The following is a 15,667-nucleotide window of genomic DNA, read 5'->3' as shown; positions in this document are numbered from 1 at the left end:
TACGAGCGCCCCATCAGGTGGACACCCGGTACGGCGCCACGCCCTGGTACGCGAACCGGCCGCCGTCGACCTTCCACAGGTAGACCCCGCTGCCGTCGATGACCAGGGCCCCGGTCGTCTTGTCGAACGCGAGGTTCCGGCTGATCCCCTTGTACGTGGCCGAGCGCAGCGCCGTCGTCAGGTTCTGCCGGGTGCGGCGCCCGGCGGTCAGCGAGCGCAGACCGCGTACGGAAAGTTGCGCCACGTCGTACGTCTCGACGGCGTACCGCTCCGGCTCCGCGTCGAAACGCTTGCGGTAAGCGGCCCTGAACGCCTTCGCCTCGGGCGCCACGGTGGCGTCCATGACCGGGGCGACGATCACCCAGCCGTCGGCCGCGTCCCCCGCGGCGGACAGGAACCGTGCGTCGAGCACCCCCTGGGCGGCGGCCCTGGCCCCCGGGAAGTCACGGCTGCCCAGTTCCCGGGCCAGCAGCGCCGCCCGGTCGTGGTAACCGGCGAACACCACGGAGTCCGCGCCCCCGTCGAGCAGGGCATCCAGGGTCGGCCCGAAGTCGGTGCGCAGGGCGCTGACCACCTTCGGCACGGCCGGCTGCCGTTCCTTCCGCAGGATGTTGGCGAGGGTGCTGCTGATCTCCCAGCCGTAGGCGTCCGCCGCCCGGTCGTCGACGATCCCGACCGTGCGCGACTTCGCGGTGCCGCGCATATACGCGTCCAGGTAGAACGGCAGGACCGTGTCCGTCACCCGGGCGTGCAGGAAGGACCGGCTGCCCATCACCCCCAGCACGGTGGCGCCGGGCGACACCGCGATCAGGGGCAGCGAGGCCGCATCGTACGCCGCCAGCGAGGCCAGGGCGGTGGCGTCCGTGGTGGGACCGATCACGGCCAGCACGGAACGGTCGGCGACGAGCTTCGCGGCCGCCTCGGGCGCCCGGGCCGGATCGCCACCGTCGTCCACCGTCTTCACAGCGAGAACAAAGGGACTGTCCGCACGGGAGTTGAACTCGTCGACCGCCAGCCGCAGCCCCCGCTCCTGAGCCCGGCCGACCGCCTTCTGATCGCCGCTCAGGTCGGCATGCAGACCGAGGGTGTACACGGGACTGCTGGAGTTCGGGGCGGTGTTGTCGTTCTCGCCGTCACCGGAGAGCGCCGCCCACGTGGCCAGTCCGCCCCCGGCCGTGACCACCGCCGCACCTCCGGCCAGCAGGAGGAAACGGCGTCTGCCGACGGCACGGACCGCGGGCTGCGCGGCCGCCGTGTCCGTCGCAGCGGTGCCGACGGACGCGGCGTCGACCTCGGTCTCGTCGATGGAGGGCAGCGCGAGCCCGGCGGCCGACCGTTCCGCGATCAGCCTGACCAACAGCTCGGGCAGCCAGGCCTCGTCGCCGGGGGCCGACTCCGTTTCGCGGAGGGTCGGCTCCGTTTCACCGGGAATCCTGTCGTCCTCGGGCTCTGGAGGACGTACGACGCGCAAGGCCTCCCGCGGGTCGCAAGGCGAGGCGGGCGACGACGGCGACAAGGGCGCGGCGACCGTGAGGGCCTTGGACAGCACCCCGGCCGTAGGCCGCAGCTCCGGGTCCTTCTCCAGACAACTGCTCACCACCTCGGCGAGCTCCGCCGGAACATCCTCCAGATCCGGCGCGTCGTGCACCGTCCGGTACAGCAGCGCGTCGATCGACCCGGTGCCGAACGGAAGGCGCCCCGTCGCGGCGAAGGCCAGCACGCAGCCCAACGAGAAGACGTCTCCGGCCGCTCCCGGATCCCGCCCGCCCCGCGCCTGTTCCGGTGGCAAGAACCCCGGCGTGCCCACCACGACACCGGTCGAGGTGAGCGCAGTGTCCTCGGAATTGCGGGCCACACCGAAGTCGATCAGCCGTGGGCCGTCGAGCGCCAGCAGCACATTGCCCGGCTTGACATCCCGGTGCACGAGACCGGCCGCGTGCAGCTCTCGCAGCGCCTCGGCGAGCCGCGCCCCGAGCACCCGCAGGCTCGGCACCGGCAGCGGCCCGTGCGCGGCGAGAGCCTCGGCGAGCGAGGGACCGGGGACGAAGGTGGTCGCGAGCCAGGGCTGTGCCGCCTCGGGGTCCGCGTCCACCAGGGACACCACCCACGGGCTGGTCATCCGGCGGGCCGTGTCCGCCTCACGCCGGAATCGCTCCCGGAAATCGGGGTCCTCGGCGTACTCCGCCTGAATCACCTTCAGCGCGACCAGAGTTCCGCCGGCCGAGCGGGCCAGGTACACCACCCCCATACCGCCCGCACCGAGCCGTCCCAGCAGCCGGTAGCCCGCCAGCCTGGCAGGATCCGAAGTTCGCAGCGGCTCCATCACTTCCCCTTCAGCCGCTGCCCGATGCGCGTCAGCATCTGAGCCAGGGCCTTGCTGCCCAGTTGTTCCAGTTCCTGCGCGGTGTTGCCCTTCGCGCCCGTCACGGAGACGGCCACGACGACCGTGCCCAACCGGGCGACCATCCACCGGTACGGCTGTGCGGCACCACCGTTCTCGACGTAATCGCCGGCCTCGAGTACGGAGTCGTCGGCGTACTCCTGCTCGCGGGCACCGAAGGAGGTGCCGAGCGACATGAGACCCGTGATCCGCTCGTCGGACCGGGGCCGCTGCTCCGGGCACCGCAGCACCTCTTCGAGAGTGGTGCTCAGCTGCTCGTCGGCACCGAGGACGGAGGCGTGCACGGTGGCGACCGCCGTCACCTTGACCGCGCCCTTGCCTCCGCCGGCCGGCAGCCGGCTGTAGCGGGACGTGCTCGCCAGCACCCCGCGCGAGAGCTTCTCACGCTGCCAGCGGCAGTCCTCGTTCAGCACGGCCCAGGTGCCCGGGGTGCTCCCGGCCGGAGTCTGGGCGACGAAACTCCGCCCCCAGCCGGCCGGGGCGAGCACGACGGATTCGGCCAGCCGGCGCCCGTCCTTGGAGGTCCGGGGGACGAGGGAGGCATCGGGCATGAAGACGGAAGAGGCGGCGGACGCGCCGGCCGACGGGGTCTCCCCCCTGACCGGCGAGGAACTGGCCGAGGCGCGCGGCGCGGTACCGGCCGAGGGCGAATCGCTCTGCCGGGAAAGCTGGTTGTCCGTCCCCTGGGCCGAACACCCGGCCAGCAGAGTCCCCGCGACCAGCAGCGTCATCCAACTGCCCCGCATCCCATGGGCGTTGCTTGTCACTCAGTCCCCTCAACACCGTTCGTGCCATTCGACTCGTCGAACATAGACGGCCGGGAGGGAACGGACCTCCGTAGAACCACGTATCTGGTTACGTAATCCGCAAGGGGAACGACGACAGTCGCGGTCAGCACCAACGCGCCCGCAAACACGCACAGGAACCGTTCGAAGAAGACGACCGGGATACGCCCATCGGGGAACAGGGCGGAGGCGACGGTGCCCAGCGTCGTCTTCACCGCCACCGGCGCCCAGAACAGTACGGGCCGTACGACACCCCGTGGAGGCGAGCCGTGCCAGCGCCTCAGCAGCCCGCGACGCCCGATGGGGGCGGTCGCCCAGACCCAGCCGACGATTCCGACCAGCGTGGACGCCTGTGCAGGGCCGATCCACCACGGTATGCCGGGCACCATGGGCCTCCCGAGTACGGCGAAGCCCAGTGACCTCCCGGCCGGCCCGTCGTGCGTGAAGTCGTCCCAGAGCCCGTGGGTGACCGCGCCGAGCCACGCCGAGATCACGGTGACGTACCAGCGATGGCGCACCTGCCCCAGGACTCCGTACTCACGCCACCAGCCCCGCAGGCGTACCCACCCGATCCAGGCAAGCCGACCGGGGCACAGGTGTCGGGCGATGGCGGCTCCGGTCGTGCTCCGGTCCCGGCCGATTGCGACGGCGCGGGCATCGGCTCGGGTGCGAACAAGGGCAACGGAACAGTCCTGTTCCGTGCGGTCGGGCGGTGGAGTTCACCGCCCCGTGGCGGCCCGTTCGGTTCCGACACCCGAGTGAGGGTGGGCCCGGCCGGCTCACGCGCGACGGCCCGGCGTCGCAGCACGGTTTGCATCGAAATCGGCGACGCTCCGCCCTGTGCTGCAGCAGGTGTTGGTGGAGGGTGGACGACGCCCGGGGGAGGTGAACGAGACCGGGCCCGGATCCGGTTGCAGCTTCTCGGCGACGATTGTGGCCGGGACCAGCCGTTCCGATTGTCGACGTCCGAAGCGAAGGTGGTGACCTGCCGGCAGCGCCACCAGCGGGACAGGTCGTGCGTTCAGCCGGTGTCGACGGCATCTGGGGCGTCGCACCGCTGGTGGCTCTCACTGCGGTGTCCGAGTCGAGAGGCACCCCGATGGGTGCCTCTCGACTGTCGGTCTGACCGTACTGTTCGAGACCCGCAGTGTTGTCAGTTCTTCTTGAAGACCGTCACCGCCAGGCTCGCGCAGGCGTTGCCGCTCGCGGCGACGGCGCCGGTGGTGTCGAGTACCTTCGTCCAGGTCCCCGGCGGCAGCGTCACGTTGTAGGTGCTGCCGGTGGGGTTGTCGACGACGACGGTGTCGTAGGTCGTGGGCGCGGCGGGGTTCGAGCTGAAGCGGCCGATCACCACCGAGCCGTCGACGGTCGCGGACACCTGGTTGTGCACCGCGCCCCAGGTGGTGAGGCGCAGGGCCGAGCCGGCCTTGCGGAGCGCGATGGCGTCCTTGTAGTAGCTGAAGATGTTGGCGTTGGCGGTCTTGTCGCCCCAGTGGATCGCGTTGACGGCGTCGGAGGCGGCGTAGGAGTTCATCGCGGTCGGGTAGTCGCCGCTCACGACCTTGGAGCGGAGGAACTCGTCGCCCTCGGCGATGATCGGGACGCCCTCGGAGGTGAGGACCATACCGACGGCGAACCGGTCGATGCGGCCGGCTGTTCCGGTGGCTCCGCCGGTCGCGCCGGAGTACGTGATCTTGTCGTAGAGGTTCAGGTTGTCGTGGATCGAGGCGTAGTTCATGGTCTGCTCGGGGTCCTCGGCGAAGGCCGGGGTCCACAGGTTGGAGACCGGGGCGGTGCTGTTGGCGTCCGTGGGTGATCCGCGCATGCCGAAGGCGATGGCCGCGGCGTTGCCGGCGCCGCCCATGTAGCCCATGGTGTTCGTGTCCGTGCCGCCGCGGATCGCGTCGCGGTAGACGCCGTTGAAGACGCCGAAGTGTGCGGGCGCGAGGGCGGGGAGGTTGCCGTAGCGGACCTTCTGCGGTTCCTGCGGGTCGCTCGCGCCGCCGTTCCAGGGCTCCCCGTACATCATCAGCGTGCGACCGGCGTAGGCGGTGTTGAGGTAGTTGGCCCAGGTGTTGACGTTGTTGGTGTACTGGACGCCGACCAGGTCGAAGCGGAAGCCGTCGACGTTGTAGTCACGGACCCAGTGCTCCAGGGAGTCCTGGATCATGTGGCCGACCATCGGGTTGCCGTCGTCGATCGAGTTGCCAGTGCCGGACAGGTCGGTCGACGTGTAGTACTTGCCGGTGATGTTGCCGAAGACGCTCTTGCTGAAGGTGTGGTTGTAGACGACGTCCATGACGACGCGGATGCCGTTCTTGTGGAACACGTTGACCATGTCCTTGAACTCGCGGATCCGGTCCTCCGGCGCCGTGAACTGCGAGAACTGCTCCTCCGGAACGTTGTAGTCCACCGGGTCGTAGCCCCAGTTGGGCACGGTGCTGCCGAAGTCGAACGAGGGCATGATCTGGACGGTGGTGACGCCCAGCTCCTTCAGGTGGTCGATGCCCGTCTTCGCGCCGTTGTCCGTCGTCCCGGTCTGCACCAGGCCGAGGAACTTGCCGCGCTTGGCCGCGTCGACGCCGGAGCTCGCGTCGATGGTGAAGTCGTGGACGCTCAGCTCGTAGACGACCGCGTCCTCACGGTTCGTCAGGGCCGGGCGCGCCGCCCAGCTGCCGCCGGTGGGCGTCACTGCGGCGGTGTCGACGACCACGCCCTGGGTGGTGCCGGGGGTGGTCATCTGGGCGTAGGGGTCGGGGACGGCCACACCGCCGACGTAGAACTGGTACGTCTGATCCTTCAGGTCCCCGCTCACGACGGTCTGGTAGACGTTCGTGTAGCCGCTGAGGGTCGTAGGGCTGAGCGGGTGGCTGCTGCCGCCGACGCTGACGCTGACGTTGGAGCTGTCCGGCGACCAGAGCCGGAAGGTGGTGCCGGTCGGGGTGTACAGCGCGCCGAGGGTGTTCAGCGAGGACGTGCCGCCGTTGCTCACGACGGTGATCCAGTGGGTCGCCGAGTTGTAGGAGAAGGTGGTGGTCGCCCCGGCCGAGGGCACGTCGAAGGCGATGTTGGCGCCGTTCGCCGTGCCGCCCGCGCCGTAGTTCACGGTCCAGGACTGGCCCAGGGTCACCTTGGTGTTCCAGCTGCCGGCCGGGATCGCGGTGGTGCTGTAGGAGTAGACGCCGTCGCCGTCGGGGTCGGTCATCCGCGTCGTGGCGCAGGTGGCGGACCAGTCCGCGTTGCAGCCGAGCTCGGACTGGTAGTCACCGGCCGCCGTGACGGTGGGTCGGGCGGAGTCGTCGGTGACCAGGTGAGTGTTGGGGTCGTAGACGAAGTCGACGACCTCGCCGCCTGCGGGGACGGTCATCGAGATGTTCGAGCCGCCCGCCACGCCGCCCGCGCCGTAGTTCTCGGTCCAGCTGTCGTTGATCGCGATCTTGTAGTTGTAGCTGCCGCCCGGGACGTTGAACGAGGCGGTCCAGGTGCCGTCGGCCCGCGGGGACATCTGGGCCTGCGGGCAGTCCGGCTGCCAGTCGGCGGAGCAGCCGATCTCGCTGTCGAAGGTTCCGGCCAGGGTGACCGCGCTCGGCGCGGCGGCGCTGGCGGGGAAGGAGGAGAGGGAGACGGTGCCGGCGCTCAGCAGGACGGCGGACACGCCGAGGACGGCGGCTCTGCGCGTTCCGGCGCGGGGGTGTGGTCTGCGGCTCATGAAGGGGAGTGCCTCCGGGCATGCCGAGGGCCGACAGGTACACGCAGCGGCCTGCTGTCCGTACCTACCGTCCTCGGGCGGGGTGGGGTGGAGTCGGCGCGCGGGGGTGGGGACGCGATCGGCGGGGGAGCCGACGGGTCCCCGGGGACCTGGAGTGGCCGGCCGGTGTCAGCGCCAGGAGTCGTTGTGGGTGACGGCTCCGGAGGCGGGGGTGGTGCAGGAGCGGTTGGGGTCGCTCTGCCAGGTGATCGTTCCGTCCGGGTTCTTCTTGAAGTGCCTGTAGGCGAAGCTCGAGTTGGACGGCAAGGTCAGCGCGGTCGACCAGGTTGGGTAGCCGGCGGCCGAGAGTGGGACCACCGCGGCGGTGTTCCTGTTGCCCGGCGCCGCGATGGAGCCGACCACGTCCACGTTCTGGCCGTAGTAGGTGTCGGGGTACTCGTCGAGGGCGACGGAGACCTGCCCGTCTGGCCGCAACTGCTGCCCGTGCAAGGGCTGTTGACGTCGAAGGCGACGGCAACGGCGACCGCGTCCTCGGGCGCGACGGCGACGGTTGCGTTGCCGTTCGCGTCGACGGTCACGACCGGTCAGGTGCACGGACGCGACGGAGTTCCGGTTCCACCGGAACAGGTTGGCGAAGTCGTTGCCCTTGCCGGGCGGCGAGGCCACTACGGGCGTGCTGCCGCCGACCAGGGCGAGCGGCGTGACGGCAGCGAGGAGGGCGGTGGAGGCGGGGGTGGCCTGCAGTCTCCGGGATCTGGGATCTGGGAGCTGCGGGCGTGTGGAGGGTGAGATGCATGTGCGGCTCCGGGGGCAGGGCAGGGCAGTGCTGTGGGTGGGGCCGTCCGCGGCGACGGTTGCCGCGACACCGGGACCCGACCCGGGAGCGCCGCACCGCGCGGGGAAGAGAGTGCCACCGCGCGGAGGAGTCGACAAGACTCATGGAAGAATTTGCTGCAAGTTTCTACAACCTATTTCAGCTTGCTGTCGCCGCACCGCACCGCACCCCGAGCTTCGAGGGGAAGCCTGGACATCCGCGTCCCACACGCACCCGGCATGCTCCATGTGCCCGGCACGCCGACCGATGCGCCTGATCTCCACGGGACGACGTCAACGGCGCACGGCCCGGACGAGGCCGTCGACAGCCGCATGGTTGTTGCCGGCGGCGTCGATCACCGGACGGGTGACCGTCTCGGCCCGCAGGATGTCGGCGTACGGCCGCCAGATGTCGGCCACCTGCTCGACGGCGTACAGCACACGCGCATCCTGTGGGCCGCCGTGACCTCGCTCGGGATTGGTCGCGTCGTGGCCGACGAGCAGCAAGGTTCCGCCCTCGCGTACGCCGGTAGCGGCCCGGAGCAGTACCTGGGCCATCGCGGTCCACGGGAGATGGAGATAGGCGAACAGTGCCAGGTCGTAGATCGCCTCGTCAGGGGCCCAGGCAGTCAGATCGGCGCGGACGGCGTGCAGGCGCACACCTCGGTCGGCGGCCAGTCGCTCGGCCTTCTCCAGTGCCACGGCGGAGAAGTCGACGGCGTCCACATCCCAGCCCCGTTCTGCCAGCCAGACCGCGTTGCGCCCTTCACCGGCGGCGATGTCAACCGCCCGCCCGGTCGGTTCCAGGTCGGACAACTCCTCCTCGACGAACCGGTTGGGTTCCGCCTTCCACACCAGTTCGCCGCCGCGGTACCGCTCGTCCCAACCCGCTGAGTCCATCTCGTGCACCTCGTTCCTCCGCGTGAGCGCAATCCTCGTCCGCACCGGCGTCTTCCTGCGGGTCCGCCTCGCCGTCCCCCGTGTTCTCGGGACAGGGTGAGGAAGGCGCCCTCGGGTTTGCGCAGGTATCCGCCGACCTTGGCGAACCCGATGCGGGCCAGCCGGGTGACGACCTCCTCCTCGCGGTCCTGCGGCGCGATGACGACGACATCCTGCTCCGGCGTGACGACCATGCCGGCCTGCTCGGCGAAGCGGCCGTCCGCAGGCACGTTGACCGAGCCGCGCAGATGGCCGGGCGCGAAGTCCTGCGGCGAACGGGCGTCGACCACGACCGCTCCCGCCGCGCGCCGCCGTATGAACTCCTCGACCGACAGCGGCCGGGGCGCGGCGGTCGCGTCGAACAGGCCGTGCTCCTTGCGATTGAGGATGGCGTCGTGGACGAGTGGTCGGCGCCCGCGGCCGTGGCGGCTTCACGGGCCTGCTGCTCGGCTCGGTCAGCCAGGCACTGCTGCACCACGCGCAATGCCCGGTCGCCGTCATACGAGCCGAGGAGCGGCAAGGACAACTTGCAGAGAATGACCGCCGCGATCCCACTCACCGACGACGAACGCGCGGCCGTCGACGACGGCCAGGAAGCACTGGACCGCCTGCTCGACCGCCTGCTCGACCGCCTCGCCGACATCCGCGGGCCCGACACCACGCGAATTTCACGTGCCGGCCACTGCACGCCTCCTGCCACTCGTCGCCGTCCGGCAAGGCGGCGCAAGCGCGACACCACGCTGATATCGAGGTGCGAAACGGCTCGGGAGAGTGCCACAGTCACTGTCGTGACCCTGATGGACGTACTCGTCGACTTCTCCCACACCGGTCGGATCGGCCCCCTGAGCTGCGGAATGTCCCTGGCTGAGGCTGAAGACCTTCTCGGCCCGGGGCGCCCGCACCCGGCCCACCGCCTGAAGGGGCCCGATATCGACGGCTACCCCTACTCCTGGGACGGGTTGCAGCTGGTGGTCACTCAGCGGGCCGTCAGTGGAATCTGGATCAACCTCTGGCCCGGTTCTACCGCCAAACTTCCGCCGCTCGTCCTGCCTGATTCCGAGTCGTCCGAGGCCACCGTCCTCCGCGAGGAGCTGATCGCCGCCCTCGACGGCGCTGGCTGCCGGCATGCGGTCAACAGCACTCTCACCTTCGGCGAGCAGTCGAGCATCCTCACCCAGCCCGCTGACGTCTGCGCGGTCTTCAGCCTGCCCGGGCGGGACAATCACGTGCCGCACCGCGACCGGCACTACCTCGACGTGATGCACAAGCACACGGCTTGACATCGCCGATCTCACAGAATGATTCAGGGCGAGACCAGGAGGGCACGATGGAGCACCCGCAAGACTCCGACTTCGCCGAGCACGCTCGGGGGCTGGTTGAAGCAGCGTCGACGACCCCTTGGCCGCTACGGGATGGGCGGCAGGTGGTTCCTCAGCAGATCTTGGCCGACCTGGCTGATGTCGCAGTCCGTGCCCCGGTCACCGGTCGGGAGATCGACTACACCCAGACCCTGCGCGAAGTCCTCGACGCCCTCGCAACCGGGGACTCAGGTGGCGATCCGGACCTCCATATCCTGGGCCTGATGCTCGCGATGAGCAGCATCGACCGGGGCGGTCACGCCGCTCAGGCTGACGCCTGCGAGAACGCCCTTCAATACATTGCCAGCCTTCCCGCATGGCACGACGTCAACATCACCTTCGGCCGCAACGACTCTGCTTGACGAAACAGATTCCACAGAATCAACCGGTTGACATTGCCCTCGACTGCGCCGGAACTATGGTGCAGGGACCGGCCGTTGCGGACGGCGTCGAAGTCACGGCGGAGGTTGCGGGCGAAGGATGCGAGCAGTGCCGGAGTGTCCTGCTCGGCGTGGATGATCCAGCCTTCGAGGCGGGTGCCGCGGCGTCGGGTCATCATCACGGCGAACGTCCTGACGTGACCGGTGAACCGGTCGAGTTGGGGGTGGCGTTCACGCAGACGGTGCAGCTTCTCCACATCCCCCAGGCCGAGCTGGACGTCGTGGAGCTAGCGTGGGTGGATCTGAGCGCCCGGGACGAGAAGCACCCCCTGACCTGCGGTGTACCAAAGTGCCAACTATCTCTCTGATTCCGGGCCTCGACATGCTGCAGCCAGTTGGCATCAGCGCAGGTCACGAACGTTGCCCAGTGCCAACTATCCATCCTGGTCACACGCGATGTGACCACAGACGTTAGTTGTCACATACCGAGGATAGTTGGCACCATGATCAATTGATCTCTCCGGTGCGTTCCAGGCCTCGCCGGTCGGGTCTCGATGCCCACCTTGATCTGCAAGTGAGTCGCGCCGATCTCGCGCAGCAGTCGGTGGTGGTGCTCCACCAAGTGTTTGGAGACGTCGATGCGGAGCGGGTTCAGTTCCGTGCTCAGGGCTTCGCGGTCGGTCATGATGGCGTCCCGCCGAGTGATCAAAGCAGCGGAATCCGCAGGTACGGGGACAGTGGCTCCGCCGCGGACGGGTGCCTCAGCAGGGCGCCTCGTGGACCGCCGCGTCTGCGGAGATCGTCAGCGGCCTCGTACCGGAATCCGCAACGCTGGATCGCCCACACCACGACGCGGGACACGACCCGGTCATCTCTAGCAGACCGCTCGGCTCTGGTTCGAGGCGGCGTTCGTATCTGTAACACCGTGTCCTACATGGTCAGCTTGAGGAAGCGCTTGTAGCAGCAGATGGCGGCGGCGATACCAAGGAAGGCCAAGTAGTTGCGGGGGTGGCGCTCGTAACGAGGGGACAGGCGGCGGTATCCGGTGAGCCAGGAGATCGTGCGCTCGATGATCCACCGCCGGCGGCCCAGGCGTTCGCTTGAGTCGATTCCCTTGCGTGCGATGCGGACGCCAACGTGCTGGCTGTGTAGCCATTTCCTCAGGTCAGGGAGGTCGTAGGCCTTGTCGGCGTGGAGTCGCTCGGGCTTGGAACGCTCGCTGTGGGATTCGTGTCCTACGCGGAAATGGGCGACCATCGGCTTCAGTCCGAGGCTGTCGTGAGTGTTCCCTGCAGGGAGGCCGACGCGTAGAGGCAGTCCGTTCGCGTCGGACAGGACATGCATCTTGGAACCCGGCTTGCCCCGGCCCACGGGAGACGGGCCTGCAAGTTCGCCCCTTTTTTAGAGTGGACATGAGCGGAGTCCAGTACCGCCCGGGACAGGTCGACCAGCCCCTGGCCGACGAGCATCTCGAGCACTTTCTGGTGCAGCCGTCCCCAGACGCCGGCTCGCGGCCAGATCAGGAACCGGCGGTGCAGCAGACCCGATTGAACGGCATGTCCTGCGGATGGTGACGAGTCCCAGGGCCATTGATCGTCCTCACGGAATGTGTGCCAGAACCCAGTTGTGAAGTCGCTTGTCGATGGGTTTAGGAGGCGCCCCGTTCCCCGGATGGGTGATGTTGACGAGTTTGGGAGGCGCTGGGGTTCTTGCCAGAGCAGCATCGGGATACTCGTGGTGAAAGGTCCTGGTCATGCCGCGGATGTCGAAGGTCGAGCTGTACGCGGCGATGCGGCGTGACCACCGTGGCGGCATGTCGAAGGATCCCGGCTACGTGTCCGCCCGGGTCCAGAACTGACGCGGCGCGCACCCCTCGCGCCGCAGCCAGTGCTCGGTATAGACGATCCGCTCGGCCTCGATCACGACGAGCGGACCAGACGGCGGTTCGTCGAGAGAGCGCGACCGCTCGACATGGTCGGACTGCCAGCGGAAAGCTGGCCAGTAGTGCTCGAAGTCCGCGTCGGCCTCGGACAGTACGCGAGCCTGACCGAAGAGCTGGGCACCTCGGCTGCTGGCTTGCCCGACCAGCGGAGCGAATATCCCTACCGACACCCGGGGATCCGCGGCAAGATTCCTCATCTTCGGCGAACCAGCGGCCGTGGAGAACATCACCGCGAAGTCGAGGTGGAAGTACCGCACCGGGGTCGCGAGCGGCCCTTCAGATCCCGCCGTCGCGATCACGCACATGGGTCTGCTGCACGATCGGGTGACATCTGAAGTGGCTTGCCCTGTGGGGCGGGTGGGAAGGATGTCGCTGTGCCCAAGCCTTATCCGGAAGAATTCCGCCAGGACGTCGTGCGGGTCGCGAGGAACCGCGGCCCGGGCGTGACGGTGGAGCAGGTGGCCGCCGACTTCGGAGTCCACGCGATGACGCTGTGGAAATGGATGCGCCGCGCGGACATCGACGACGGGACAAAGCCCGGGACGACCAGCCAGGAGAGCGCAGAACTGCGGGAAGCACGTCGGCGGATCAAGCTGCTGGAGCAGGAGAACGAGGTCCTGCGCCGGGCCGCGGCCTACCTGTCGCAGGCACATCTGCCGGGAAAAGGATCTACCCGCTCGTGAAAGAGCTGGCCGGGGACGGTGTGCCCGTCACGGTGACGTGCCGGGTCCTGAAGCTCGCCAGACAGCCCTACTACCGCTGGCTGGAGCGGCCGGTGACCGATGCCGAGTTCGAGCAGGCCGCTCGCGCGAACGCGCTGTTCGACGCCCACCGTGAGGATCCGGAGTTCGGCTACCGCTTCCTGGCCGACGAAGCCCGCAGCGCGGGATCCGGCATGGCGGACCGGACCGCCTGGCGGATCTGCCGGGACAACCGCTGGTGGAGCGTGTTCGGCAAGAAGCGCGGCCGGACCAAGAAGGCCGGCCCGCCGGTCCACGACGACCTCGTCCGCCGGGACTTCACCACCGACGGCCCGAACCGGCTGTGGCTCACCGATATCACCGAACACGCCACGGGTGAGGGGAAGTTGTACCTCTGCGCGGTCAAGGATGTCTTCAGCAAGAGGATCGTGGGCTACTCCATCGACGCACGGATGAAGTCCCGCCTGGCCGTCGCAGCCTTGAACAACGCCGTGGCCCGCCGAGAGAACGTCGCCGGGTGTGTTCTGCACAGCGATCGTGGATCGCAGTTCCGGTCACGGAAGTTCGTCCAGGCGCTCGACCGGCACCAGATCACCGGTTCGATAGGGAGAGTCGGGGCGGCAGGCGACAACGCGGCTATGGAGTCGTTCTTCAGTCTGCTGCAGAAGAACGTCCTCGACCGCCGGGCGTGGGCCACCCGCGAGGAACTGCGGATCGCGATCGTGACCTGGATCGAGCGGACCTACCACCGACGCCGCAGACAAGCCTCCCTCGGCCGGCTGACCCCCGTCGAATTCGAGACCGTCATGACCACACCGGCCCTCCAGGCCGCGTGACCCAACCTGTCACCCAACCCTGCATCAGACCCCATGTTCTGCGACGACAGCAGGTTGAGTATGCGCTCTTCCAGACGCTTGGGATCGAGCCGCTTCTTCGGTGACGGGCCGGCCAGCCACGGATTAGTCACAGGCATGATCAAGCATCCCATGCTCCCGTCCCCAGGCTCCCAGGGGTCGGACAGCCACGACCGTCGACAGTGCCGTCAAAACTCGTCGACATCTCCTCAGCCGTCGATCACCAACCGCCGCTGGAAGTCATCGACAAACGCTGTCGCTTGAAGTCGACGAAGCCCAGCGGCGGACGAAGACGGGCTTGAGGTGCTTCTCGGGCAGGGCGTCGGGGAGTTGTTCCCAGTCGAGGACGTGGGAGACGACTCGGGCGGGGTCGACGGTGCCGGAGGCGGCGAGGTCGAGGGCGTCGGGGATGTGGGCGCGAACGTTGTCGCGGGCGATGCGCAGGGTGACGCCGGTGAGGTACATGTCGAGGAGTGGCAGTTCACCGGGGCGGAAGTGGTTGCCGGCTGATTCGCAGATGCCTTCGGGCGCGAGTGACTTGACGGCGAGGGTGAGCTGGTCGACGCGCCCGGTTGCCTCGACCGCGAGGTCGAAGCCGTGGCGGATCGCTTCGATCGATTCGGCGGTGCGGGCGCCGAAGCCCTCGGCGAGCTTGCGGTGCTCCGCGTCGGGGTCGACGTAGAGAACGTCGGAGGCGCCGAGGGCGCGGGCGATGTCGCAGACGTACAGGCCGATGCTCCCACGGGCGACGACCAGGACCCGGGCGCCGGGGCGGGCCTTGAGGTGGGGCGCGACCAGGCGCCAGGACAGCGACCAGTTGTCGCTCGCCGAGGCCATCGCGACCGGGTCGAGACCGACGGGCAGGGGCACCAGCATGGCGTCCGCGTACGGGACGTGGACCAGGTCGGAGAAGAGGCCGCCCCAGTTGCCGCCGATCGGCGCGCCGTACATGGCCATGTGCGGGACCGAGGTGCAGTGGGCGGTGAGTCCGTTGCGGCAGTGGTCGCAGGTGCCGCAGCTGATGGACCAGGGTACGACGACGAGGTCGCCGGGGGCCACGGTGGTCACCGCGTCGCCGATGTCGGTGACGCGGGCGATGCACTCGTGGCCGAGGGCGAACGGCGGATCGATGAAGCCGTGCCCGGCCAAGATTGCCGAGTCCACGTCGCAGGAGGTCGCGGCGATCGGCGCGACGATCGCCTCCTGGTCGGACTGGAGCTCGGGGTCCGGGGCCTCGCGCCATTCGACCGTGCGGCGGGCGACGTATGTCAGCTCACGCATCCGCCTGCTCCTTGTTCTGCCGCGCCAGAGCGACCAAGTCGGCGTAGCGGATGACGGAGCCGCCCGCGCCCCAGGTTCCGTCCTGCTGCTCATGCACGAGCACCCACACTCGCAGCGCGTCGTCGGGGGAGAGGCCGGCGGCTGACAGAACGGTCTTCGTCGCGTCCTGGACCAGGCCGGCCTTGCGCCGCTCGGACAACGCCCCCCGCGGCACCGTCACCTCCACCAGGAAGCGGGGAGCGTCGTCCTCGGCGGTCCCTTGGGTGCGTTCGGGCAGCTCGACGAGGTAGCTCCACGCCTGGGCGCGGAAGAAGGCGGTGTCGGGCGCGCCCTCCCAGCGCAGCAGCACGGCCGCAAGGTCGCGCTGAACGGTGGTGCGGCCCTCTTTGGTGAGGGCTCCGGCAGGCACGGTCAACCGGATCATGGGCATGGCAGCTCCTATGACGATCGTTATAGACCTGGGTCACGGTAGGCTATGACGGTCGTTATAGCGAGAGGGGAGTG

The 15,667-nt window shown here is 68.9% G+C and carries 13 protein-coding genes and 5 pseudogenes; 5 read left to right on the top strand and 13 right to left on the bottom strand.

Annotated elements, in window-relative coordinates:
* Nucleotides 1-13: 13 nt before the first annotated feature.
* The 7 genes and pseudogenes from OG485_RS06095 to OG485_RS06065 all read right to left on the bottom strand — a co-directional run.
* Nucleotides 14-2,323 (bottom strand): bifunctional serine/threonine-protein kinase/ABC transporter substrate-binding protein, encoded by a 2,310-nt coding sequence (locus tag OG485_RS06095; RefSeq protein WP_328664970.1) that lies wholly within the window; start codon nt 2,321-2,323, stop codon nt 14-16.
* A complete protein-coding gene (locus tag OG485_RS06090) occupies nt 2,323-3,168 on the bottom strand; it encodes a hypothetical protein (protein WP_328664969.1) in 846 nt (281 codons plus the stop codon). Before OG485_RS06090 ends, OG485_RS06095 begins: the two co-directional genes overlap by 1 nt.
* Nucleotides 3,165-3,704 carry a DUF4184 family protein gene (locus tag OG485_RS06085; RefSeq protein WP_328664968.1) on the bottom strand — a complete coding sequence of 180 codons (540 nt, stop codon included), beginning with the start codon at nt 3,702-3,704 and terminating at the stop codon, nt 3,165-3,167. Before OG485_RS06085 ends, OG485_RS06090 begins: the two co-directional genes overlap by 4 nt.
* A 635-nt stretch (nt 3,705-4,339) precedes the next feature.
* Nucleotides 4,340-6,895, bottom strand: coding sequence for a pullulanase X25 domain-containing protein (locus OG485_RS06080; protein WP_328664967.1), 2,556 nt, complete (start codon nt 6,893-6,895; stop codon nt 4,340-4,342).
* A gap of 168 nt (nt 6,896-7,063) precedes the next feature.
* Nucleotides 7,064-7,369, bottom strand: a complete 306-nt coding sequence (locus OG485_RS06075) for a carbohydrate-binding module family 20 domain-containing protein (RefSeq protein ID WP_328664966.1) — start codon at nt 7,367-7,369, stop codon at nt 7,064-7,066.
* A gap of 633 nt (nt 7,370-8,002) precedes the next feature.
* Nucleotides 8,003-8,608: a class I SAM-dependent methyltransferase gene (locus OG485_RS06070; RefSeq protein ID WP_328664965.1), complete on the bottom strand. Its 606-nt coding sequence runs from the start codon at nt 8,606-8,608 to the stop codon at nt 8,003-8,005.
* A gap of 194 nt (nt 8,609-8,802) precedes the next feature.
* Nucleotides 8,803-8,937 (bottom strand): annotated as a pseudogene (locus OG485_RS06065) (rhodanese-like domain-containing protein); the annotation flags it as partial.
* 113 nt (nt 8,938-9,050) lie between these two features.
* Between OG485_RS06065 and OG485_RS06060 the strand changes: the two are divergent.
* From OG485_RS06060 to OG485_RS06045, 4 genes and pseudogenes are all read left to right on the top strand, one after another.
* Nucleotides 9,051-9,158: pseudogene (locus OG485_RS06060) on the top strand (universal stress protein); the annotation flags it as partial.
* Between the two features lie 277 nt (nt 9,159-9,435).
* The gene (locus OG485_RS06055) at nt 9,436-9,927 is read left to right on the top strand and encodes a hypothetical protein (protein ID WP_261709217.1); all 492 of its coding nucleotides are present in this window, start codon (nt 9,436-9,438) and stop codon (nt 9,925-9,927) included.
* Between the two features lie 47 nt (nt 9,928-9,974).
* A complete protein-coding gene (locus OG485_RS06050; RefSeq protein ID WP_328664964.1) occupies nt 9,975-10,367 on the top strand; it encodes a hypothetical protein in 393 nt (130 codons plus the stop codon).
* Nucleotides 10,364-10,753 carry a hypothetical protein gene (locus tag OG485_RS06045; RefSeq protein ID WP_328664963.1) on the top strand — a complete coding sequence of 130 codons (390 nt, stop codon included), beginning with the start codon at nt 10,364-10,366 and terminating at the stop codon, nt 10,751-10,753. The genes OG485_RS06050 and OG485_RS06045 overlap by 4 nt, the downstream gene beginning before the upstream one ends.
* Nucleotides 10,754-10,863: 110 nt before the next feature.
* Here the strand turns inward: OG485_RS06045 and OG485_RS06040 are convergent, their stop codons facing one another.
* The 3 genes and pseudogenes from OG485_RS06040 to OG485_RS06030 form a co-directional block, all read right to left on the bottom strand.
* Nucleotides 10,864-11,070 (bottom strand): hypothetical protein, encoded by a 207-nt coding sequence (locus OG485_RS06040; protein ID WP_328664962.1) that lies wholly within the window; start codon nt 11,068-11,070, stop codon nt 10,864-10,866.
* Between the two features lie 245 nt (nt 11,071-11,315).
* A pseudogene (locus OG485_RS06035) lies at nt 11,316-11,923 on the bottom strand (IS5 family transposase); the annotation flags it as partial.
* Nucleotides 11,924-12,215: 292 nt separating this feature from the next.
* Nucleotides 12,216-12,632: pseudogene (locus tag OG485_RS06030) on the bottom strand (pyridoxamine 5'-phosphate oxidase family protein); the annotation flags it as partial.
* A 69-nt stretch (nt 12,633-12,701) separates the two neighbouring features.
* Here OG485_RS06030 and OG485_RS06025 point away from each other — a divergent pair.
* Nucleotides 12,702-13,864 (top strand): IS3 family transposase gene (locus tag OG485_RS06025; RefSeq protein ID WP_328664961.1). Its coding sequence is split into 2 segments (ribosomal slippage): nt 12,702-12,986 and nt 12,989-13,864, totalling 1,161 coding nucleotides; the frame shifts between segments, so codons are not numbered across the junction.
* A gap of 32 nt (nt 13,865-13,896) precedes the next feature.
* Here OG485_RS06025 and OG485_RS06020 read toward each other — a convergent pair.
* The 3 genes and pseudogenes from OG485_RS06020 to OG485_RS06010 all read right to left on the bottom strand — a co-directional run.
* Nucleotides 13,897-14,001: pseudogene (locus tag OG485_RS06020) on the bottom strand (pyridoxamine 5'-phosphate oxidase family protein); the annotation flags it as partial.
* Between the two features lie 121 nt (nt 14,002-14,122).
* Nucleotides 14,123-15,163, bottom strand: a complete 1,041-nt coding sequence (locus OG485_RS06015; protein ID WP_328664960.1) for a zinc-dependent alcohol dehydrogenase — start codon at nt 15,161-15,163, stop codon at nt 14,123-14,125.
* Complete coding sequence (locus tag OG485_RS06010; protein ID WP_328664959.1) at nt 15,156-15,593, bottom strand: tautomerase family protein; 438 nt, start codon at nt 15,591-15,593, stop codon at nt 15,156-15,158. The genes OG485_RS06015 and OG485_RS06010 overlap by 8 nt, the downstream gene beginning before the upstream one ends.
* Nucleotides 15,594-15,667 lie beyond the last annotated feature (74 nt).

The sequence above is a fragment of the Streptomyces sp. NBC_00328 genome (assembly GCF_036139655.1).
Classification (GTDB): Bacteria; Actinomycetota; Actinomycetes; order Streptomycetales; family Streptomycetaceae; genus Streptomyces.
Note: the sequence above shows the minus strand (reverse complement) of the source record. Positions and strands in the feature narration are given on the sequence as shown.